Source organism: Streptomyces sp. NPDC046759 (assembly GCF_040645475.1).
Lineage (GTDB): Bacteria > Actinomycetota > Actinomycetes > Streptomycetales > Streptomycetaceae > Streptomyces.
Map to the genome: position 1 here is coordinate 215,792 of NZ_JBEYYJ010000011.1, position 19,442 is coordinate 235,233.

19 protein-coding genes are annotated in these 19,442 nt (G+C 71.4%); 10 read left to right on the plus strand and 9 right to left on the minus strand.

Features of this window, described 5'->3' with window-relative positions; all coding sequences use genetic code 11:
- Positions 1–14: 14 nt before the first annotated feature.
- Both ABZ919_RS17765 and ABZ919_RS17770 read left to right on the plus strand, forming a co-directional pair.
- The gene (locus tag ABZ919_RS17765; protein ID WP_361248362.1) at positions 15–221 is read left to right on the plus strand and encodes a hypothetical protein; all 207 of its coding nucleotides are present in this window, start codon (positions 15–17) and stop codon (positions 219–221) included.
- Between the two features lie 78 nt (positions 222–299).
- Positions 300–818 carry a histidine phosphatase family protein gene (locus ABZ919_RS17770; protein WP_361248364.1) on the plus strand — a complete coding sequence of 173 codons (519 nt, stop codon included), beginning with the start codon at positions 300–302 and terminating at the stop codon, positions 816–818.
- 64 nt (positions 819–882) lie between these two features.
- Here the strand turns inward: ABZ919_RS17770 and serB are convergent, their stop codons facing one another.
- Positions 883–2,106, minus strand: coding sequence for a phosphoserine phosphatase SerB (gene serB, locus ABZ919_RS17775; protein ID WP_361248365.1), 1,224 nt, complete (start codon positions 2,104–2,106; stop codon positions 883–885).
- Between the two features lie 362 nt (positions 2,107–2,468).
- Entirely contained in the window at positions 2,469–4,418 is a 1,950-nt protein-coding gene (locus ABZ919_RS17780; RefSeq protein WP_361248366.1) for a streptophobe family protein, read from the minus strand.
- A 278-nt stretch (positions 4,419–4,696) separates the two neighbouring features.
- Here ABZ919_RS17780 and ABZ919_RS17785 point away from each other — a divergent pair, with 278 nt between their 5' ends.
- Positions 4,697–7,243, plus strand: coding sequence for an FHA domain-containing protein (locus ABZ919_RS17785; protein ID WP_361248367.1), 2,547 nt, complete (start codon positions 4,697–4,699; stop codon positions 7,241–7,243).
- Positions 7,244–7,334: 91 nt separating this feature from the next.
- Here the strand turns inward: ABZ919_RS17785 and ABZ919_RS17790 are convergent, their stop codons facing one another.
- From ABZ919_RS17790 to ABZ919_RS17800, 3 genes are all read right to left on the minus strand, one after another.
- Positions 7,335–8,084, minus strand: a complete 750-nt coding sequence (locus ABZ919_RS17790) for a transglycosylase SLT domain-containing protein (protein WP_361248369.1) — start codon at positions 8,082–8,084, stop codon at positions 7,335–7,337.
- 302 nt (positions 8,085–8,386) lie between these two features.
- Positions 8,387–9,508 carry an S-adenosylmethionine:tRNA ribosyltransferase-isomerase gene (locus ABZ919_RS17795; protein ID WP_361248371.1) on the minus strand — a complete coding sequence of 374 codons (1,122 nt, stop codon included), beginning with the start codon at positions 9,506–9,508 and terminating at the stop codon, positions 8,387–8,389.
- Entirely contained in the window at positions 9,505–10,200 is a 696-nt protein-coding gene (locus ABZ919_RS17800; RefSeq protein WP_361248373.1) for an SDR family NAD(P)-dependent oxidoreductase, read from the minus strand. Before ABZ919_RS17800 ends, ABZ919_RS17795 begins: the two co-directional genes overlap by 4 nt.
- 227 nt (positions 10,201–10,427) lie before the next feature.
- Here ABZ919_RS17800 and ABZ919_RS17805 point away from each other — a divergent pair, with 227 nt between their 5' ends.
- The 3 genes from ABZ919_RS17805 to ABZ919_RS17815 all read left to right on the plus strand — a co-directional run bounded on the left by ABZ919_RS17805 (position 10,428) and on the right by ABZ919_RS17815 (position 12,612).
- On the plus strand, positions 10,428–11,573 hold the full coding sequence (locus tag ABZ919_RS17805) for a GAF domain-containing sensor histidine kinase (RefSeq protein WP_361248375.1): 1,146 nt from the start codon (positions 10,428–10,430) through the stop codon (positions 11,571–11,573).
- Positions 11,566–12,207, plus strand: a complete 642-nt coding sequence (locus tag ABZ919_RS17810) for a response regulator transcription factor (RefSeq protein WP_361248377.1) — start codon at positions 11,566–11,568, stop codon at positions 12,205–12,207. The genes ABZ919_RS17805 and ABZ919_RS17810 overlap by 8 nt, the downstream gene beginning before the upstream one ends.
- Before the next feature lie 159 nt (positions 12,208–12,366).
- On the plus strand, positions 12,367–12,612 hold the full coding sequence (locus ABZ919_RS17815) for a chaplin (RefSeq protein WP_361248379.1): 246 nt from the start codon (positions 12,367–12,369) through the stop codon (positions 12,610–12,612).
- Positions 12,613–12,854: 242 nt separating this feature from the next.
- Here the strand turns inward: ABZ919_RS17815 and ABZ919_RS17820 are convergent, their stop codons facing one another.
- Positions 12,855–13,643 (minus strand): hypothetical protein, encoded by a 789-nt coding sequence (locus ABZ919_RS17820; RefSeq protein WP_361248381.1) that lies wholly within the window; start codon positions 13,641–13,643, stop codon positions 12,855–12,857.
- Between the two features lie 150 nt (positions 13,644–13,793).
- On the opposite strand from ABZ919_RS17820, the gene ABZ919_RS17825 reads away from it, so the two are divergent.
- The 3 genes from ABZ919_RS17825 (at position 13,794) to ABZ919_RS17835 (ending at position 16,156) form a co-directional block, all read left to right on the plus strand.
- Positions 13,794–14,591, plus strand: coding sequence for an ABC transporter ATP-binding protein (locus ABZ919_RS17825; RefSeq protein WP_361248382.1), 798 nt, complete (start codon positions 13,794–13,796; stop codon positions 14,589–14,591).
- Between the two features lie 62 nt (positions 14,592–14,653).
- Entirely contained in the window at positions 14,654–15,085 is a 432-nt protein-coding gene (locus tag ABZ919_RS17830) for an NfeD family protein (RefSeq protein WP_361248384.1), read from the plus strand.
- Positions 15,086–15,196: 111 nt separating this feature from the next.
- A complete protein-coding gene (locus ABZ919_RS17835) occupies positions 15,197–16,156 on the plus strand; it encodes an SPFH domain-containing protein (protein ID WP_361248386.1) in 960 nt (319 codons plus the stop codon).
- Between the two features lie 114 nt (positions 16,157–16,270).
- Here the strand turns inward: ABZ919_RS17835 and ABZ919_RS17840 are convergent, their stop codons facing one another.
- From ABZ919_RS17840 to ABZ919_RS17850, 3 genes are all read right to left on the minus strand, one after another.
- Positions 16,271–16,777 (minus strand): HNH endonuclease, encoded by a 507-nt coding sequence (locus tag ABZ919_RS17840; RefSeq protein WP_361248388.1) that lies wholly within the window; start codon positions 16,775–16,777, stop codon positions 16,271–16,273.
- A 168-nt stretch (positions 16,778–16,945) separates the two neighbouring features.
- Positions 16,946–17,485, minus strand: a complete 540-nt coding sequence (locus ABZ919_RS17845) for a YbhB/YbcL family Raf kinase inhibitor-like protein (RefSeq protein WP_361248389.1) — start codon at positions 17,483–17,485, stop codon at positions 16,946–16,948.
- 45 nt (positions 17,486–17,530) lie between these two features.
- A complete protein-coding gene (locus tag ABZ919_RS17850; protein ID WP_361248391.1) occupies positions 17,531–18,313 on the minus strand; it encodes a sporulation protein in 783 nt (260 codons plus the stop codon).
- A 99-nt stretch (positions 18,314–18,412) separates the two neighbouring features.
- Here ABZ919_RS17850 and ABZ919_RS17855 point away from each other — a divergent pair, with 99 nt between their 5' ends.
- Positions 18,413–19,063, plus strand: a complete 651-nt coding sequence (locus ABZ919_RS17855) for a DNA-3-methyladenine glycosylase (protein WP_361248392.1) — start codon at positions 18,413–18,415, stop codon at positions 19,061–19,063.
- Positions 19,064–19,442 lie beyond the last annotated feature (379 nt).

A 19,442-nucleotide genomic window follows, 5' to 3' on the forward strand; every position in this document is an offset into this window, starting at 1 on the left:
CCACGGAGGCGATCATGCCGGCCCGCACCCACTCCCGGCCCCACCCGGCGACCACGGGCGGCGTCGACATCCGGCTGCCCTGGTGGGCCCTCGCTCTGCCCGCCCTCGCCTTCCTCGCGCTGCTGCTTCTGATACTGAACCCGGCGGACGCGCACGCGGCGAGCGGCGACCCGGCGATCACGCATCTCGTCGAGCGCGCCCACCAGCTCCTCACGCGCTGACCCGGAGCCTGCCTGTGCGGCGAATCCGCATGTCAACTCCCTGCGCCGCGTGGACTGTTTCATGCGAAGCTGGGTCTCATGAGCGCCGCAGAACCTCGCAGGATCGTCCTCTTCCGGCATGCGAAAGCCGACTGGCCCCAGGTGTCCGACCATGAGCGCCCCCTCGCCGAGCGGGGCCGCATGGACGCCGCGGTCGCCGGACGCAAGCTGGCCGACACCGGTATCACCTTCGACCTGGCCCTGTGCTCCACCGCCATCCGGACCCGCGAGACCTGGAAGCTCGCCGTTCACGAACTGGCGCACCGGCCGAAGACCGTCTACGAGGAGCGGGTCTACGAGGCCTCGCCCGGCGAACTGATCGCCGTGCTCAACGAGACCCCGGACGACGTGCGGAACGTGATCATGATCGGCCACAACCCCGGCATCCACGGCCTGGCAGACATCCTGTCCGGCAGCGCCGACGGCGACGCCCGCGAGCGCATGAACCGCCGAGGCTTCCCGGCCGCGGCATTCGCGCTGCTGTCCTTCGACGGCCCCTGGAAGAGCCTGGAACCGGGCGTGGCCACGCTCGCCGACTACTGGGCGCCCGCCGAGTGACCTCACCCGTGTGCGAGAGGCCCGGCACCCTTTCGGTGCCGGGCCCGCGTGCGTCCGGGGCTGCTCAGCCCTCGTCGTGGGTGTCGGCCGCCTCGACCTCTTCGCGGGTGACGCCCAGCAGATACAGGACCGTGTCGAGGAAGGGGAAGTTCACCGCCGCGTGCGCCGCTTCCCGGACCACCGGCTTGGCGTTGAAGGCGACGCCCAGACCGGCCGCGTTCAGCATGTCCAGGTCGTTGGCGCCGTCACCGATCGCCACCGTCTGCGACAGCGGCACCCCGGCCTCCGCGGCGAACCGGCGCAGCAGCCGCGCCTTGCCCGCCCGGTCCACGATCTCGCCGGTGACCCGGCCGGTGAGCCTGCCGTCGACGATCTCCAGCGTGTTGGCCTGCGCGAAATCCAGACCCAGCCGTTCCTTCAGATCGTCGGTGACCTGGGTGAAGCCACCGGAGACGACACCGACCTGGTAGCCGAGCCGCTTCAGCGTGCGGATCAGGGTGCGGGCGCCCGGCGTCAGCCGTACCTCGTCGCGCACCTTCTCCACCACGGAGGCGTCCAGCCCCTTCAGCAGCGCCACGCGCGCGTGCAGCGACTGCTCGAAGTCCAGCTCGCCGCGCATCGCCGCCGCGGTCACCTCGGCGACCTTGTCCTCGCAGCCGGCGTGCGCCGCGAACAGCTCGATGACCTCGTCCTGGATCAGCGTGGAGTCGACGTCCATGACCACCAGACGCTGAGCGCGCCGGTGCAGGCCCGCCGCGACGACCGCGATGTCGACACCCAGTGCCGCCGCGTCGGAGACCAGGGCCGTGCGCAGCGGCTCCGTCTCGACACCGGAGACGGCGAACTCCACCGCCGTCACCGGGTACTTGGCGAGCCGGAAGATACGGTCGATGTTGCCGCCCGCCTTCGCGATGCGGGCGGCGATGGCGGCCGTCGACTCGGCGGTCAGCGGATGGCCGAGGACGGTCACCAGCGAGCGCCCGAGGCCGCGGGGCCGGTTGTCGCCGTGCCCGGAGATGATCTCCGCCTGCATCTTCATCGACTCGGCCCAGCTGTGCACGGTGGCCCTCAGATCGCCCTCCAGGCCGGCCGGCGGCTCGGTGACCAGCGCGCACAGCACCAGGCGGCCCCGGGTGACCACCTGCTCGATGTCGACCACGTCGACGAGGTACGCGGCGAGGGTGTCGAAGAGGCCCGCCGTGATGCCCGGCCTGTCCTTGCCGAAGATCTTGACGAGGAGGGTGGGGACCTCGGGGGTCTGTGAGGCGGAGGTCTGCGAAGCGCTCATGGTGTCACCACCGTATCCGGCACCCAGTGCCGTCTGCCGCCGCGGTCCGACTGACGGACACGGAACAGTGGATGTCGCGCTGATGTCAGGGATCTTGCCACCGGGAGACATCGGGGCCGCCCGCGGCAGGCGTCCTCAGGTCCCACCACGACTGTGCCACGAGATGCCCCGACGGGCAGGACCGGACGGACAGGGCCGGACGGGCAGGGCCGGACGGGCAGGGCCGGACGGACAGGGCCGGAGGAGGGTCAGCGGGGGCAGAGTCAGGGGGCAGGGCCGGAGGGGCAGGGTCGGCGAGGCGCAGGCCGGCTTTCGGCCGAACGGCGCCGGCCGCCGGTCACCCGAAGCCGGCCTGGCGGAAGTCAGCGCTTCGGTTTTCCCGGCGGTGCCGGGGGTGGCGGAGGCGGGGGCGGGGGCGGCCATTCGGTGCCGTCCGGGCCCCGTGAGCGGTCACCGGGCCGCGCCGGACGGCGCCGGGGCGGCGGGGGAGCGGCGTCCAGCGGCCGGGCGATGGTCGGGGCGCCGTACATGTGGTCCTCGGCGGACGCCGGCCCTGTACCCGGTGGGTCTTCGCGCGCGTCCTCCGGCACCCGGAGCTCCCCCGGGACCCGGAGGTAGGGGTTCGTGTCCGGGTTCGGCGGCCGGTACGGCCTGCCCGGCGCGTACGGCCCACTCCCGCCCGCACCGCGGCGACCGGCGTCCCCGCCCCCGGGGCCACCGTCCGGCGTGGGCCTCGCCGTGCCCCCGTACCTCACCCCCTCGGCGCCACCGCCGTCCACCGCGTCCGCGGTGCCCCAGCCGTACCCCCCGGCCTCCGCGCTCCCCGCCGCCTCCCCGTGCGCCAGGTCGGCGGCCGCCTCGCCGTGTCCTCCGTGCCCGGTCCGCCCTGCCGGGCCGCCCGGCACCGTCCCCGGTGCTCCGCGAGCCGCCCACGCCGCCCGGGAACCCGCCGCACCCGTCGCCCGGGCGGTCAGTGCTCCGAGCGCTCCGGCACCCGCGCCCCAGGCCGCGCCGAGCAACAGTGCCATGCCGAGACGGCCGTGCAGTTCGATGCCCGCGCCGAAGGCGTCGAAGCCGAGGACGGACAGGGAGGAGGACACGGACACGTCCGCCAGCCAGGCGAGCAGGGGCAGGGCGAGCGCGGTGGCGAGGCCGAGGCGCAGGGCGCACCGGCCGGCGGAACCGAGGGCGCCGTCGGACTGTCGCCCCACCGGTGTGCGGACCGCCGTCAGGACACCGGCCAGCAGCATGGCGAGTGCCGCGGCCACGGCCAGCAGCCAGACCCTGCCGTCCAGGTCGGCCAGCCGGCCCAGCGTCACGGGCCGCTCGGACCGCGCAGCGAGGAGCTGGTCCAGCGGATGGGGGAGGAACCGGCGCAGCAGGCCGGTGGCGTGACCGTCCCAGGGCACGAAGAGACCGAGGGGCAGACCGAGCCAGACCCCGTTCGGCGCGCCGAGCAGGGCCGCGCCGGCGACCCGCCCGGGATGGTCGTCGCCGGTCGCCGCGTACGCCGCCGCCGCGACCCCTGCGGCGACGGCCACCAGCAGCACGGTGACGAGCGCCGACACCGCGGGCCGCACCGCTCGGTGCACGACGGACCAGCCGCGCGGCAGGGGAGCCCGCCGGGAGGCGAGCAGGGAGAGCAGCAGGACGCCGGCGCACCAGCCCGCGCCGCCCAGCAGCGTGGCCGACGTGTTCACGGTGAAGCCGACCGCGGCCTTGGCGTGGACGAGGTCGCCGAGCCGGTCCGGCAGCAGTCCGCTCACGTCCCCGAGACCGGGGAGGGTCAGTCCACCACCGCCCTTGCCGCCCGTGCCCGGCAGCCTGCCCGGCGTGAGCGCGCCGCCGTCGATGGTGACGACGTCGTGACCGGCCCAGGCCAGACCGCCCAGCATCGCCACGAAGAGCGCCACCACCGTGCCTGCTCGGGCGAGGAGTTCGGCCGGTGCGACGACAACTCCGGCCGTGCGCAGGGACCGCAGGAAGAACCACGACAGCAGCAGGGCGCCCACCAGGCTCACCCCGAGTGGCGTGATCTCGATGGCGGAGTGGGCGGCGGTGCCTTTCACGCCGAAGGCGGACACGTCTCCCGACGGCGTGACCGAACCACCCGCGCCGAGTGCCACAACGGCCGCCGTCATGGGGCCCGATGAGCCCGCCGCGTCCGCCCGGAGAAGGTGCAGGCCGAGCGCGGCGGTGCCCGCCATCCCGATCAGCGCCCAGCTCACGGCGGCGACCGCGGACAGCGCAACGTCCTTCCACGGCACCGTCGTGGCGCGCCGCGTGGCCTCGGCACTCGTGGCAGACCTCATGGCAGACCCCCGATCCGCGGCGCGACAACTCGGCCGCGCTTGTCCCCCTCGCCGGGATTACCACTCTCCGGCCCGGTTTCAACCCCGTCAACGGGGCGAGTTGGAGCGCGTACGGGCGCCCGTGGCAAGGCCCGGGTTTCGGTCAGAGAGCCGGGCCTGGAATAGTTCCCCACGATGTTCGACATCCCTAGACTCCCTGCGATGGGGGTAACTCGGGGGACAACTCAGTGGGGCATGGAGTGCCTGAACTCGTACTGGAATCAAACGGACGGACCTGGATGCTCGACCCGTCCAGGTCCTACACCCTCGGTCGCGATCCGCAGGGTGACATCGTCTTCGACGACGCCAGGGTGTCCTGGCGGCACGCCACGGTCAGTTTCAACGGCCGTAGTTGGGTCATCGAGGACCACGGCAGCACCAACGGCACCTTCCTGCAGGGCCGGCGGATCCAGCAGACGGAGATCGGTCCGGGCTCGTCGCTGCACCTCGGCAACGCGACGGACGGACCGCGGCTGAATCTGTCCGGGGCAGCGGCCGGGCAGCCGCAGTCGGCGCCGTACGCCGCGCAGGGTGCCGCGGCCCCGGCCTGGGCCCAGCCGCAGCAGGCCGCCGCCGCGCAGCCGCAGGCACCGGCCCCGCAGCGGGCCGTACCGCACCAGGCGCCCGCGCAGCCGCAGGCCCCCCGGCAGGACTGGCAGCAGCAGGCGCCCGCGTTCCCGCAGCAGCAGGCGGCTCCCGCCGATCAGTACGTGCAGAAGACACCCGGTGGTGGCGCGGGGGCGCCGCCGGTCCACGGCGACCGCAGCCCGACCACGTTCCACCAGTTCTCGCTCGACCGCGTGATGCGCATCGGGCGTGCCCTGGAGAACGACCTGGTCGTCTCCGACCTGCAGGTCTCCCGGCACCACGCCGAGTTCCACGCCACGCCGGACGGCCGCCTGGAGATCCGCGACCTCGGCTCGCACAACGGCACCTACGTCAACGGCCAGCCGATCCCCAAGGGGAGCTCGGTGCAGCTGGGCCCGGCCGACATCGTCGGTGTCGGCCACTCCACCTTCCGGATCGTCGGCGACCGGCTCGAGGAGTTCGTCGACACCGGTGAGGTCTCCTTCTCGGCGCGCCATCTGACCGTCACCGTCGACGGCGGCAAGCAGATCCTGAAGGACGTCTCGTTCGGGGTCCCGGAGAAGTCGCTGATCGCGGTCATCGGCCCGTCCGGCTCCGGCAAGTCGACGCTGCTCAAGGCGCTCACCGGCTACCGGCCCGCCAACCAGGGCGAGGTGCTGTACGACAACCGCAACCTGTACAAGCAGTTCGCGGAGCTGCGTCAGCGCATCGGTCTGGTCCCGCAGGACGACATCCTGCACAAGGAGCTGACCGTCAAGAAGGCCCTGAAGTACGCGGCCAAGCTGCGCTTCCCGGCCGACACCACCGCCGCCGAGCGCGACGCCCGCATCGACGAGGTGCTGCGTGAGCTGAAGCTGGACGTCCACAAGGACAAGAAGGTCACCTCGCTGTCCGGTGGTCAGCGCAAGCGTGTCTCGGTGGCTCTGGAGCTGCTCACCAAGCCGTCGCTGATCTTCCTGGACGAGCCGACCTCCGGTCTCGACCCGGGCATGGACCGCGATGTCATGCAGCTGCTGCGCGGCCTCGCCGACGACGGCCGCACGGTCCTGGTCGTCACCCACTCGGTGGCCGAGCTGGCACTGTGTGACAAGCTGCTGGTGATGGCACCGGGCGGAGCCGTCGCCTACTTCGGCCCCCCGGAGGAGGCACTGAACTTCTTCGGCTACGACAGCTGGGCCGACGTCTTCTCCGCCTTCGAGAACTACCGCGACTACGACTGGGCGGGCCGCTGGAAGGGCTCGCAGCACTACCAGATGTACGCCGCGGACATCGACGCCGTCGCCCCACAGGCCGTACACATGCCTCCGCCGCAGGCCATCAAGCCGCCCAAGCCGCAGGCGTGGGGCTCACAGCTGATGACCCTGGTCCGGCGCTACGTGTCGGTCATCGTCTCCGACAAGGGATTCCTCGCGCTCACGGTGATCCTGCCGGCGGTGCTCGGCGCGGTCAGCCTGCTGATCGACCACAACCACGGCCTGCTGGTCAACCCGGCGGTCAACCCCAGGACCGGTCTGCACATCCCGAACGGCACGGCCACCACGGTGCTGCTGATCCTGGCGGTCGGCGCGTGCTTCGCGGGTGCCGCGAACTCCGTGCGTGAGCTGATCAAGGAACGGGTGATCTACGAGCGGGAGCGGGCGACCGGCCTGTCCCGTTCGGCGTACCTGATGTCCAAGGTGGTCGTGCTGGGTGCCGTCACCGTGCTGCAGGGCCTGATGGTCGGCCTGATCGGCTTCTCCAGCCGTGAGATCCCCGGCCAGGGGCTGGTGCTCGGCGGCTCGGCCCTGCTGGAGCTGTGCGTGCCGATCATGGCGCTCGGCTTCACCTCGATGATGGTCGGCCTGGTGATCTCCTCACTGGTGAAGACCGCCGAGAAGACCATGCCGCTGCTGGTGATGTTCGCGATCATCCAGGTCGTCTTCACCGGCTGCCTCTTCACCCTGCACGGCACGCTCGGCGTCAACGAGTTCTCCTACCTCATGCCGTCGCGCTGGGCGGTGGCGGCGGCCGGCGCCACGCTGGACTTCAACAACATCGCCCCCAACGCCGACGACCCGACCAGCACCGACCCGCTGTGGAACCACACGGCCGGGGCCTGGACGCTGGACATGATCGCGCTGATCGCGCTGGGTGTGGCCTGCGGCTTCCTCGTGGCACGCTTCCTGCGCCGCCACGAGCCGGAGGTCATGCGCAAGTAACCGGCGCCTCGCGGACCATCCGTGCCACGCCGAAGGGCGGCACCCCGAGGGGGTGCCGCCCTTTCCGCGTCGTCAGAGGCCCGCGCCGGCCTCAGTAGGCGCTGTTGACGTTGTCCATCGAGCCGTACCGGTGCGCCGCGTAGTTGCAGGCGGCCGTGATGTTGGCGACCGGGTCGTAGATGTTCCACGAGGTGCCGGAGACGTGGTAGGCCCGGAAGGTGGGGTCGATGACCTGGAGCAGACCCTTGGACGGGATGCCGTTCTGGGCGTTGATGTCCCAGTTGTTGATGGCCGTCGGGTTGCCCGAGGACTCACGGATGATGTTGCGGTGCACGCCGCTGTAGGAGCCCGGGATGTTGTGCTGCTTCATGATGTCCAGGGCCTGGCGGATCCAGCCGTCCAGGTTGTTCGCGTACGTCTTCGCGGCGACGAGCTCCATCTGGGGGCGCTGCGCGGAGCGGCTCGCGGCCTCCTTGGCGGCGCGGTCCTGCGCGGCCTTCTTGGCGGCGGCGTCGGCGGCGGCCTTCTTCGCCGCGGCCGCGGCGCGCTGCTTGGCGGCGGCCGCGTCGGCGGCCTTCTTCTTGGCGGCGTACGTGTCCAGCTTGACCGTGTCGGTGGCCAGCTGGTCGGTGACGGTGCCCTTGACGTTCTTCAGCTGGGTGTCGGCGGCGACCTGAGCGGTGGCGGCGGCCGGGGCGCCGGTGGTGACGGTGCCGGCGTTGCCGGGAACGGCCGAGAGGGCGACGGCGGCGGTGCCGAGGGCGGCGACGCCGGCGAGGGCGATCTTGTGCTGCTTGGTCAGCGCACGACTATGAGCACGGCTGAGGATGTTCTTGGGCATGGCTGATGTGACCTCTTCGTTGGCGCGGAGGTCGCTCCTGCGTCCGCCGGGGGAATCGGCTCCTCCCTCACGAACGCCGCGGGCCGGTGACCCGCGGCGTTGAGCGACGGGAGCAATTCTTAGCTGGCGCAAAATTTCCAGGCAAAGGTGTGACCTACGATCCCCGGTAGTGGATCACGGAAGGGCAAAACGGGACAGACCAGGCCGTCTGTCCCGTTCATGCGGGGATGCTTTATCTCCTATGCCCGTTCGTACGTGATGTGGGCCCTATGTGCGGGCTCACACCGGAACAGGTAACGGTTTCACCATGGGTTGCCGTTGCAACGCTCTGTGTGAGGCGTCTCCTCCGCGAGGAGGAGGTGCAGGTCCCCGAACTCGTGCCACAGGTAGAGCCCCCGGAGCGCCTCCTCGTAGGCAAGGCTCACCGCCGCCCGCCCCGCGACCGCCTCCAGCATCAGCAGATGCGAGGCCCGGGGCTCGTGCAGCCCGGTCAGCAGCCCGTCCACCACCCGCACCCCGCGCTCGGGCGTCACCACGAGGTCCGTCCACCCCTCGGCCGCCCGCACCACCCCGTCCGGCCCGGCCGCCGACTCCACGGCCCGCACGGCCGTCGTACCGACGGCGACCACCCTTCCCGCCGTGCGTCTCCCACCACCCGCTTCGCGCCCTGCTCGATCTGCCTTCACGCCGTTGATCAGCCGCGCCGAGGACTCGGGCACCGCGAACCGCTCCGGATACGGCGGCTCGTGCGCCTCCGCCGACGCGACCCCGGTGTGCAGGGTGACGGGCGCGAACTGCACACCCCGGCTGACCAGTTCCGCCACCAGGCGGGCGGTGAAGGGCCGCGCGGCACTCGGCATCTCCGCACTGCCCGACCCGTCCGCCGTCGGCAGCGCGAACACCGTCTGGTACACCGACAACGGCTGGTCCCGCTCCGTGTAGGAGTAGCGAATGGGCCGTCCATGCGCCCGCAGCAGCGCCAGGACGTCGTCGCCGGCCGTCCGGGCCCACCACAGCCGCTCCCCGCGCGCGCTGAGCGGCTCCTCCAGGACCAGCCGCGCGGCCCCCGGCAGCCTCACTTCCGTCCGCGCACGCGTGCCCGCACGCGCGCGCGTCGTACCTCGTCCGTCCGGTTCCCGCAGCTCGACCGCCCACCGGCCGTCGTCCCCGCGCGTGGAGAAGTGCACCACCACGCGTGCGTGCCCGACCCGCCCGTCCACCGCCGCGGCCAGCGTCGGCGAGGTGTTGACCACCAGCACGTCCCCGGCCCGCAGCAGCCGCGGCAGCTCCCGGAAGGCGTGATGCGTCACCTCCGTGCCGCGCGACACCAGCAGTCGTACGGCGTCCCGGTCCAGGCCCGGACCGCGCTGCTCGGCGGGCACGCGCGCGGACAGCTCCGGCGGAACCTCCACGGTGACGGTCACAGCGCCTCCAGCAGCGCCGACGCCACGTACCGTCCGCCGGCAGGGCGCTCGTCCAGCAGCCGCAGGAAGGCCGGTACGACCGTGGCCGGCGCCGGACGCGGATCGTCGTCCCCGGGCACGGCCGCCGCGTACAGGTCCGTCGCCATGTCCCCGGGGTCCACCGCCCACACCCGCAGTGCGGGTTCCTCCACGGCCAGTACCGCCGCGAGCCGGTCCAGGGCCGCCTTCGAGGCGCCGTAGCCGCCCCATGTCTCGTACGCCTCGGCCGCCGCGTCCGAGCTGACCGTGATCACCGCCCCGGCCGGCGACTCCCGCAGCAGCGGCAGCGCCTCCTGGACCAGGCCCAGGGTGGCCACCACGTTCACCTCCAGCGCCCGCCGCAGCCCCTCCAGGGACAGCTCGGCCAGCCGCACCAGCGGCTCGGCGCCCAGCGCGCTCGCATTGCCCACCAGCAGATCGGCACCGCCCAGCCGACGCGCTGCCGCCACCAGCTCCGCGCGGTGCCCGGCATCCGTCACGTCCCCGGCCGGCGCCTCCACGCGCGTGCCGTACCCGGCGACGCCCTCCGCGGCCTCCTCGAGGGCGCCGGCGCCCCGGGCGTCCAGCACCAGATCCCAGCCCCGCGCGGCCAGCGCCTCGGCGAGCGCCCGTCCCAGCCCCTTCGAGGCCCCCGTGATGATCGCTACCGGCATGACTACGTCCCCTCGTCGCTCACCGCCTCCGCCGGGCGGTGACCACAACCTAGGAACGGCAGCGCGGCCGCCGCCTCGGACGCGGGCCGCAGAACGGAGGGGCCCTTCGGCGTACACCACGCGCCCGGGGGCCCAGGACGTAGACCGGCGGCCCTAGGACCAGCGGACCGGGCCCCGCCGTCACCGGCCCGATCCGCGCCGTCGCACCCCGCCGGTACCGTGAGGACATGAGTCAAGGCCCCCGGTCCGGCCTCGCCGCGGTCAGTGCCGCGCTGCTGGCCATGAGCAGGCATCTGGAGGTGCGCGACGTCCTCAAGACGATCGTCGCCTCCGCCCGCGAGCTGCTCGACGCGCAGTACGCCGCCCTCGGCGTCCCGGACGACCACGGCGGCTTCGCCCAGTTCGTCGTCGACGGCGTCAGCGACGAGCAGTGGCGCGCCATCGGCCCGCTTCCCCGTCAGCACGGCATCCTCGCCGCGATGCTGCGCGAGGCGAAGGCCGAGCGCCTCGCCGACGTGCGCAAGGACCCCCGCTTCGAGGGCTGGCCGGCCGCGCACCCGGAGCTGGCCGACTTCCTCGGCCTGCCCGTCCGCGACGGCGACGAGGTCATCGGCGCCCTGTTCCTGGCGAACAAGAACTGCCCCAGGCAGGACGGGAGTTGCGGCTTCACCGAGGAGGACGAGGAACTGCTCGCCATCCTCGCCCAGCACGCCGCCATCGCCCTCACCAACGCCCGCCTGTACGAACGCAGCCGCGAACTCACCATCGCCGAGGAACGCTCCCGGCTGGCCCACGAACTGCACGACGCGGTCAGTCAGAAGCTCTTCTCCCTGCGCCTGACCGCCCAGGCCGCCGCGGCCCTCGTCGACCGCGACCCCGCGCGCGCCAAGGGCGAGCTGCACCAGGTGGCCGCGCTCGCCGCCGAGGCCGCCGACGAACTGCGCGCCGCCGTCGTGGAGCTGCGCCCCGCCGCCCTGGACGAGGACGGCCTGATCGCCACCCTGCGTACCCAGACGCAGGTCCTCGACCGCGCTCACACCGCGCGCGTGACGTTCACCGGCAACGGCTTCCGCGCCCTGCCCGCCGCCCAGGAGGAAGCCCTGCTCAGGGTCGCCCAGGAGGCCCTGCACAACGCCCTGCGCCACTCCGGCGCCGGGCACGTCGACGTGAGCGTGCGGCGGCGCGGCGGCGGGGTCGTGCTGCGCGTCACCGACGACGGCAGCGGCTTCGACCCGAAGGCGGTCCGCCGCGCCGGACGGCATCTGGGCCTGGTCTCGATGCGGGACCGCGCCAGCGGGGTCGGCGGCAGGCTGACCGTGGACTCGGCGCCCGGGAAGGGCACCATGATCGAGATGGAGGTCCCCGGTGGCTGACGCAATCCGGGTGCTGCTCGTCGACGACCACCAGGTCGTGCGCCGGGGCCTGCGCACCTTCCTCGAGGTGCAGGACGACATAGAGGTCGTCGGCGAGGCCGCCGACGGCGCCGACGGAGTCGCCCGCACCGAGGAGCTGCGGCCGGACGTCGTCCTGATGGACGTCAAGATGCCGGGCATGGACGGTGTCGAGGCCCTGCGCCGCCTGCGCGAACTCGACAACCCCGCGCGCGTGCTCATCGTCACCAGCTTCACCGAGCAGCGCACGGTCGTCCCGGCCCTGCGCGCGGGCGCCGCAGGGTACGTCTACAAGGACGTGGATCCCGACGCCCTCGCCGGTGCCATCCGCTCCGTGCACGCCGGCCACATCCTGCTGCAGCCGGAGATCGCCGGTGCCCTGCTGTCCCAGGAGGAGTCCAACTCGGGCCAGAGCAGGGGCGGTTCGCTCACCGAGCGGGAGCGCGAGGTGCTGGGCCTGATCGCGGACGGCCGCTCCAACCGCGAGATCGCCCGCGCCCTCGTGCTGTCCGAGAAGACCGTCAAGACGCATGTCTCCAACATCCTGATGAAACTCGACCTCGCCGACCGCACCCAGGCCGCGCTGTGGGCCGTACGCCACGGCCTGACCGGCTGAAACGCCCTCCCCAAGGCCTCACCCACGGCAATAGCCCAGGCTGAGATTCATACCGTCGTGGGAATGTCACCCGGACGGCGCATCCTCCGGCGATCTCCGCCGTTCTCCAGTGCGTGCCGCGGCGAACCGCCGCGGTGGACGTCTAGGAGGGGTTGGAAAGTGAAGAACCTGAAGAAGGCCGCGGCCGTGACGATGGTGGCCGGTGGCCTGGTGGCCGCCGGGGCGGGGATGGCCTCCGCCACGGACGGCGCCCACGCCTGCGGCGACGCCCAGCGCTCCCCGGGCGTCGTCTCGGGCAACGTCATCCAGGCCCCGGTCCACATCCCCGTGAACGCGGTCGGCAACAGCGTGAGCGTGATCGGCGTGCTGAACCCGGCCTTCGGCAACATCGGCCTCAACCACTGAGGTCCCGCCGCAAGCGACCACAGGCCTTCCGGCACCCGCCGGGAGGCCTGTCATGGTGTCCACCGACCGCCCCCGAGGCCGGCCGCACACCACCACCGACCGGCATCGGCCACGGTCCGGCAACGCCCAGCCCGTCCGGCGGTCACGGACATGGGCGCCGAGGGCTGCACACCGCCGGTCCGCCCGGCAGCGGGCCCCGGAGGCGTCCCCGCACGCCCGGCCGGGCCGGGGTGCCCGCCGGCCTACCGCACCCCCCGCTCCCGCTCCTCCACGACGGAGTTGTACGCGGCCACCTGGGCCCGCCGAGCCGTCCGCTCCACGGGCCGCAAGGCCTGCGCCCGCGCAGCCATCTCCGAGGAGCTGACCGCACCCCCGTGTCCGTTGCCGTACGCCAGCGACACCAGCAGCGCCACCCGCCGTGCCAGCTCCAGCACCCGCACCGCACGCGGCGGATATCCCGGCGCCAGCACTTCCCGGCCCCGCTCGGCCCGCGCACGGTACGCGTCGATCGCCGCCTCCGCCACCGGCCCCGACCCGGCGACGTCCAGCTTCGACAGCACTTCCGTCGCCTCCTTGAGAGCCTCCGCCAGCTCCCGCTCGGCCTCGCCCAGCGAGGGCACGTCGGCGGGCGGCGCCTCGCGCACCGGCAGCACATGCCAGACCACCTCGGCGTGTACATCGCCCTCGGGCCCCGCCTCGTACACCTCGGGGACCAGGCCGAACGCGGTGCCGAAGCAGACCACCGCCTCCTCGGCCTCCAGGGCCCGCGCATTGAACTCCGGCGGTCCGCTCAGCCCCAGCGGATGCCCCGGCGCGGGCAGCGCGACCCGCAGGCCCCTCGTCCCCAGCGCCCGCAGCCGCCCCAGTGCCAGAGTGAGCCCGACCTGCGCGGATTCCCCGGGCAGCCCCTCCACCCGGTGCACCGTGTCCTCGCCCACAATGGCGAGGGCGGCGTCATCCGGAGAGACAAGACCGGCCAAAAGGGCATTTCCCCAAGCGGCAAGGCGTCCTGAACGCGGTTCCGAGAGCATGCCCCCACCCTAAGGACAGGACCGATGGAATGGAGCCGGGCACTCGTGGCGTAGATTTCATAAGGGCTGCGCCCGCAGGCGCGGCGGACCGAGCCACAGGCGTACGCGACAGCCGAGACCGGCCACACTGCAAGGGGAGACAACGCGCTCATGAGCGATGTTCTGGAGCTTCAGGACGTATCCGTGGTCCGCGAGGGCCGGGCTCTGGTGGACCAGGTCTCCTGGTCGGTGAAGGAGGGCGAGCGCTGGGTCATCCTCGGCCCCAACGGCGCCGGCAAGACCACCCTCCTGAACGTCGCCTCCAGCTACCTCTTCCCCAGCAAGGGCACCGCCACCATCCTCGGCGAGACCCTCGGCAGGCCCGGCACCGACGTCTTCGAGCTGCGCCCCCGCATCGGCGTGGCCGGCATCGCCCTGGCCGAGAAGCTCCCCAAGCGCCAGACCGTCCTGCAGACCGTCCTCACCGCCGCCTACGGCATGACCGCCGGCTGGCAGGAGGAGTACGAGGACGTCGACGAGGAGCGCGCCCGCGCCTTCCTCGACCGCCTCGGCATGAGCGACTACCTCGACCGGAAGTTCGGCACCCTCTCCGAGGGCGAGCGCAAGCGCACCCTGATCGCCCGCGCCCTGATGACCGACCCCGAGCTGCTCCTGCTCGACGAGCCCGCCGCCGGCCTCGACCTCGGCGGCCGCGAGGACCTGGTCCGCCGCCTCGGCCGGCTCGCCCGCGACCCCATCGCCCCCTCGATGATCATGGTCACGCACCACGTCGAGGAGATCGCCCCCGGCTTCACCCACGTGCTGATGATCCGCCAGGGCAAGGTCCTCGCCGCCGGCCCGATCGAACTCGAACTGAGCTCCCGCAACCTCTCCCGCTGCTTCGGCCTGCCGCTCGTCGTCGAGCAGGTCGGCGACCGCTGGACCGCCCAGGGCCTGCCCCTGTCCTGACCCCTTCAGGCGCTTCCCCCTGCGCCCTGTCCGCCGCCCGACCCCGGCCCTACCATGACCATGTGAACGACATCGACGCATGGGTGTGGTGGCTCGTCGGCGCGGCGGCGCTCGGAATCCCCCTCGTCGTCACCGCCATGCCGGAGTTCGGCATGCTCGCGGTGGGAGCCGTCGCGGCCGGCGTCGTCGCCGGACTCGGCTTCGACGCCGTGATCCAGGTCCTCGCGTTCGTCGTCGTGTCCGTCGCACTCATCGCCGTCGTCCGCCCCATCGCCGCCCGGCACGGCAGACAACGCCCCCAACTCGCCACCGGCATCGACGCCTTGAAGGGCAAGCAGGCCGTCGTCCTGGAACGCGTCGACGGCTCCGGCGGCCGCATCAAGCTCGCCGGGGAGATCTGGTCGGCCCGCGCCCTCGACACCGGCCGTGCGTATGAAGCGGGTCAGGAAGTGGACGTCGTGGACATCGAAGGGGCCACCGCCATCGTCATCTGAGGCATCATGCCCACGAGTTGGGCGACGGTCTGTCAGACTCGACCAGCAAGATCTTCTACAACCACGAGATCTGCCGAAGGCGCCGAGGCGGAGAGGGGTACGGGGAACACGATGGAACCGGTCATCATCGTCCTGGTCATTCTGGTGGTGTTGGTCTTCATCGCCCTGATCAAGACCATCCAGGTCATCCCACAGGCCAGCGCCGCCATCGTCGAGCGCTTCGGCCGCTACACACGCACTCTGAACGCGGGCCTGAACATCGTGGTCCCGTTCATCGACACCATCCGCAACCGCATCGACCTGCGCGAACAGGTCGTGCCCTTCCCGCCGCAGCCGGTGATCACCCAGGACAACCTGGTCGTCAACATCGACACGGTCATCTACTACCAGGTGACCGACGCCCGCGCGGCCACCTACGAAGTCGCCAGCTACATCCAGGCCATCGAGCAGCTGACGGTCACCACGCTGCGCAACATCATCGGCGGCATGGACCTGGAACGCACCCTGACCTCCCGCGAGGAGATCAACGCCGCCCTGCGCGGCGTCCTCGACGAGGCGACGGGCAAGTGGGGCATCCGCGTCAACCGCGTGGAACTCAAGGCCATCGAACCCCCCACCTCCATCCAGGACTCGATGGAGAAGCAGATGCGCGCCGACCGTGACAAGCGCGCCGCGATCCTCACCGCCGAAGGCACGCGCCAGGCCGCCATCCTCACCGCCGAGGGCGAGAAGCAGTCCCAGATCCTGCGCGCCGAGGGTGAGGCCAAGGCAGCGGCCCTGCGCGCCGAGGGCGAGGCCCAGGCGGTCCGCACGGTCTTCGAGGCCATCCACGCCGGAGACCCCGACCAGAAGCTCCTGAGCTACCAGTACCTCCAGATGCTCCCGAAGATCGCCGAGGGCGACGCCAACAAGCTCTGGATCGTCCCCAGCGAGATCGGCGACGCCCTCAAGGGCCTCTCCGGCGCCATGGGCAACTTCGGCCCCCTGGGCGGCGGTTCGGGCAACAACGGCCACTCCGTCCCGCCCCAGAACAACGGCCCCGAACGCCGGGAGAAGCCGAGCATCGACTAGGGGTTCTTCCTGGCACCGGTTCCTGCCGCGCCCCTTCACGGGGCGCGGGGAACTGTGCGGGAAACCACGAACGACCCGCGGCCGACGTACGTCAAGAGCCCCTACGGCCACCGGTCAGGCGGCATCCCCGGCCAACCACTCAGGCAGCGCCTCGAACTCCTCGGCACCCAGCGCGAGCAGCATCGCATCGGCCGGCGTCGGCTCGAACGGCACCCGGAGCAAGGCCATACCCGCCTCGTCCGGAGTCCGGTTGGCCTTCCGGTGGTTGTCCTCCGCACACGCGGCGACCGTATTCAGCCACGTGTCCTGCCCTCCCTGCGCCCGCGGCACCACATGGTCCACGGTCGTGGCCCTGCGCCCGCAGTAAGCGCACCGGTGCCGGTCCCTGACCAGCACACCCCGCCTCGACCAGGGAGCTTGTCTTCGGAACGGCACCCGTACGTATCTGCACAGCCTGATCACCCGGGGCGCGGGTATGTCCACATCGGCACCGCGCATGCGCAGTTCGGGATGGGCCTGCTCGACGACGGCCTTGTCCTGGAGCACCAGAACGACGGCCCGATTCAGCGTCACCGTCGACAGCGGCTCGAAGCTCGCGTTCAGCACCAGCGTGTCCCGCATCCAGCCCACCTCCCGTGTGCACCTGCCCACCCCCCGGCGGGCTTGGATCAACTCTGGACGGGCGCGCCGAGATGGACAACGCAATAAAAACTGCCCGCCTCCGATCACTTCCAAGACCGGAGGCGGGCAAACGTTCAGTGAACGCTCGGCTGAATCCGTGCTGAGCGGTCAGCCCTGCGCGGGATTCTCGTACTCACCGATGAGCTGTGCACGCGCGATGGTGTGGAACCGCAGATTGAAACCGACGACGGCGGGCGACGCATCGGCATCCGGACCGAGCTTCTCCTGGTCCACCGCATACACCGTGAAGACGTAACGGTGCGGCCCGTCGCCGGGCGGTGGCGCGGCGCCACCGAAGTCCTTCGTCCCGTAGTCGTTGCGCACATGCACCGCACCCTCGGGCAGGCCCTCGAACTTGCCGCTGCCCGCACCCGCCGGCAGCTCCGCCACGGAGGCCGGAATGTCGAACAGAACCCAGTGCCAGAACCCGCTGCCGGTCGGCGCGTCAGGGTCGTAGCAGGTCACGGCGAAGCTCTTGGTCTCCGGCGGGAAGCCCTCCCAGCGCAGCTGCGGGGACGTGTTGCCCTCCGCGTGGACCTGGGCGCTCTTGAGCGTCGCACCCTCCTCGATGTCCGCGCTCGTCACCGTGAACGACGGCACGGGCGGATGGAAGTCGTGGGGGAGCGGCCGCCGCTTGAGCTCGGTCACCTCGGTACCTCCTGATCGATGATCTGGAACCAGCAGTTCCCGAGCCTAGAACCAGTTGCGCTTGCTGCCGACCTCGGACAGCCACTGGTTGAGATAAGCCGCCCAGTCGGTCCCCTGCCAGTCGTCCAACCCCACCTGGAAGGACCGGTACGTGTCCGAGCCCTCGCTGAACAGACCCGGCTTCTTGTCCATCTCCAGCACGACGTCCATCGCGTACTCGTCGGCCACGAAGCTCAGCTCCACCTGGTTCAGGCCCCGGTACTGCGAGGGCGGGTGGAACTCGATCTCCTGGTAGAAGGGCAGCCTCTGCCGCGTGCCCCGGATGTGTCCACGCTCCATGTCCGCGTTCTTGAAGCGGAAGCCCAGCTGGATGAACGCGTCCAGGATCGCCTTCTGCGCAGGCAGCGGATGCACGTTGATCGGGTCAAGATCGCTGGAGTCGACGGCCCGCGCGATCGCCAGCTCGGTCGTCACCCCGATGTGCATCCCGCGCAGCGCCTGCCCGTCGATCATCGTGACCGGCGTCTCCCAGGGGATCTCGAGACCGAACGGCACCGCGTGCACCGCGCCCGCCTGCAGCTCGAAGGCACCACCGAGCCGCACCTTCGTGAACTCGATGTCCTGCTTGTACTCCTGGTCGCCGCTCTCCACCTCGACCCTGGCCTGCAGACCGACGGACAGACCCTCGATGTCCTGGTTCACGGACCCGCCCTGGATCCGCACCTCGCCCTGGACGACACCGCCCGGCACCGCGTTGACCTCGGTCAGCACCGTCTCGACCGAGGCCCCGCCGGCCCCGAGGCTCGCGAGCAGCTTCTTGAACGCCATTGACTCTCCCTTTACGAACGGACCTCGCCCCTACAAACGCGATCCGCCCCCGACCGGTTCCGCCGGCGCGCTGTCCCCTCTGCATTACCCTCGGAGGGCATGATCGCGCCCCCGGACCGTATGCCATTGCCCAGAGAGTTCTTCGACCGCCCGGTCCTCGAGGTCGCCCCGGACCTCCTCGGCCGCACCCTGGTGCGTACGACCCCCGATGGCCCGATCGCCGTCCGCATCACGGAGGTCGAGGCGTACGACGGCCCGAACGACCCCGGCTCCCACGCCTACCGCGGCCGCACCGCCCGCAACGAGGTGATGTTCGGTCCGCCCGGACACGTGTACGTCTACTTCACCTACGGCATGTGGCACTGCATGAATCTCGTCTGCGGCCCCGAGGGCCGCGCGAGCGCCGTCCTCCTCCGTGCCGGCGAGGTGATCGAGGGCGTGGAACTGGCCCGCAAACGGCGAGTTTCGGCCCGGAACGACAAGGAACTGGCCAAGGGTCCGGCCCGTCTCGCCACCGCCCTGGAAGTCGACCGCGCCTTGGACGGCACCGACGCGTGCGCCTGCGGCGAGACGCCGCTGCGGATGCTCACCGGTACGCCGACAGCCCCTGACCTGGTACGAACCGGCCCCCGTACCGGAGTCGCCGGCGAAGGCGGGAACGGCGAGGCCCATCCCTGGCGCTATTGGGTCACCGGAGACCCGACGGTGAGCCCGTATCGGGCGCACGTGCCACGCCGACGCCGAAGTTGACGCGGCCTGCCAAGGTGCGTAATGTATCCCGAGCCGCTGAACCGGGTACGGCAATCGCCAGCAGCCGGAGCGGCCAACCCACTACCTAGCTTCAACCCCTCAGCGGGGTCGATTCTGGTGCGCCCGCGTGCCCGAATTCGAACTCGCGGGACTCGATTATGAGTCGCCGAGGAAATGGGCTAACGTAGTGAATGTCGAAAGGGCAGGCGGCGAAAGCCGAAAGTCCGGAAGACACCCCGCCGACCGGGAATCGGAGCCGAAAGGATCTGATAGAGTCGGAAACGCCGAAGGGAAGCCCGGAGGAAAGCCCGAGAGGGTGAGTACAAAGGAAGCGACCGTTCCTTGAGAACTCAACAGCGTGCCAAAAATCAACGCCAGA

What these genes read in the sequence shown, in the direction of transcription:
- ABZ919_RS17765 (WP_361248362.1), top strand. Translation starts at nt 15, where the DNA reads ATGCCGGCCCGCACCCACTCCCGGCCCCACCCGGCGACCACGGGCGGC.
- ABZ919_RS17770 (WP_361248364.1), top strand. Translation starts at nt 300, where the DNA reads ATGAGCGCCGCAGAACCTCGCAGGATCGTCCTCTTCCGGCATGCGAAA.
- serB (WP_361248365.1), bottom strand. Translation starts at nt 2,106, where the DNA reads ATGAGCGCTTCGCAGACCTCCGCCTCACAGACCCCCGAGGTCCCCACC.
- ABZ919_RS17780 (WP_361248366.1), bottom strand. Translation starts at nt 4,418, where the DNA reads ATGAGGTCTGCCACGAGTGCCGAGGCCACGCGGCGCGCCACGACGGTG.
- ABZ919_RS17785 (WP_361248367.1), top strand. Translation starts at nt 4,697, where the DNA reads ATGCTCGACCCGTCCAGGTCCTACACCCTCGGTCGCGATCCGCAGGGT.
- ABZ919_RS17790 (WP_361248369.1), bottom strand. Translation starts at nt 8,084, where the DNA reads ATGCCCAAGAACATCCTCAGCCGTGCTCATAGTCGTGCGCTGACCAAG.
- ABZ919_RS17800 (WP_361248373.1), bottom strand. Translation starts at nt 10,200, where the DNA reads ATGCCGGTAGCGATCATCACGGGGGCCTCGAAGGGGCTGGGACGGGCG.
- ABZ919_RS17805 (WP_361248375.1), top strand. Translation starts at nt 10,428, where the DNA reads ATGAGTCAAGGCCCCCGGTCCGGCCTCGCCGCGGTCAGTGCCGCGCTG.
- ABZ919_RS17820 (WP_361248381.1), bottom strand. Translation starts at nt 13,643, where the DNA reads ATGCTCTCGGAACCGCGTTCAGGACGCCTTGCCGCTTGGGGAAATGCC.
- ABZ919_RS17825 (WP_361248382.1), top strand. Translation starts at nt 13,794, where the DNA reads ATGAGCGATGTTCTGGAGCTTCAGGACGTATCCGTGGTCCGCGAGGGC.
- ABZ919_RS17835 (WP_361248386.1), top strand. Translation starts at nt 15,197, where the DNA reads ATGGAACCGGTCATCATCGTCCTGGTCATTCTGGTGGTGTTGGTCTTC.
- ABZ919_RS17840 (WP_361248388.1), bottom strand. Translation starts at nt 16,777, where the DNA reads ATGCGGGACACGCTGGTGCTGAACGCGAGCTTCGAGCCGCTGTCGACG.
- ABZ919_RS17850 (WP_361248391.1), bottom strand. Translation starts at nt 18,313, where the DNA reads ATGGCGTTCAAGAAGCTGCTCGCGAGCCTCGGGGCCGGCGGGGCCTCG.
- ABZ919_RS17855 (WP_361248392.1), top strand. Translation starts at nt 18,413, where the DNA reads ATGATCGCGCCCCCGGACCGTATGCCATTGCCCAGAGAGTTCTTCGAC.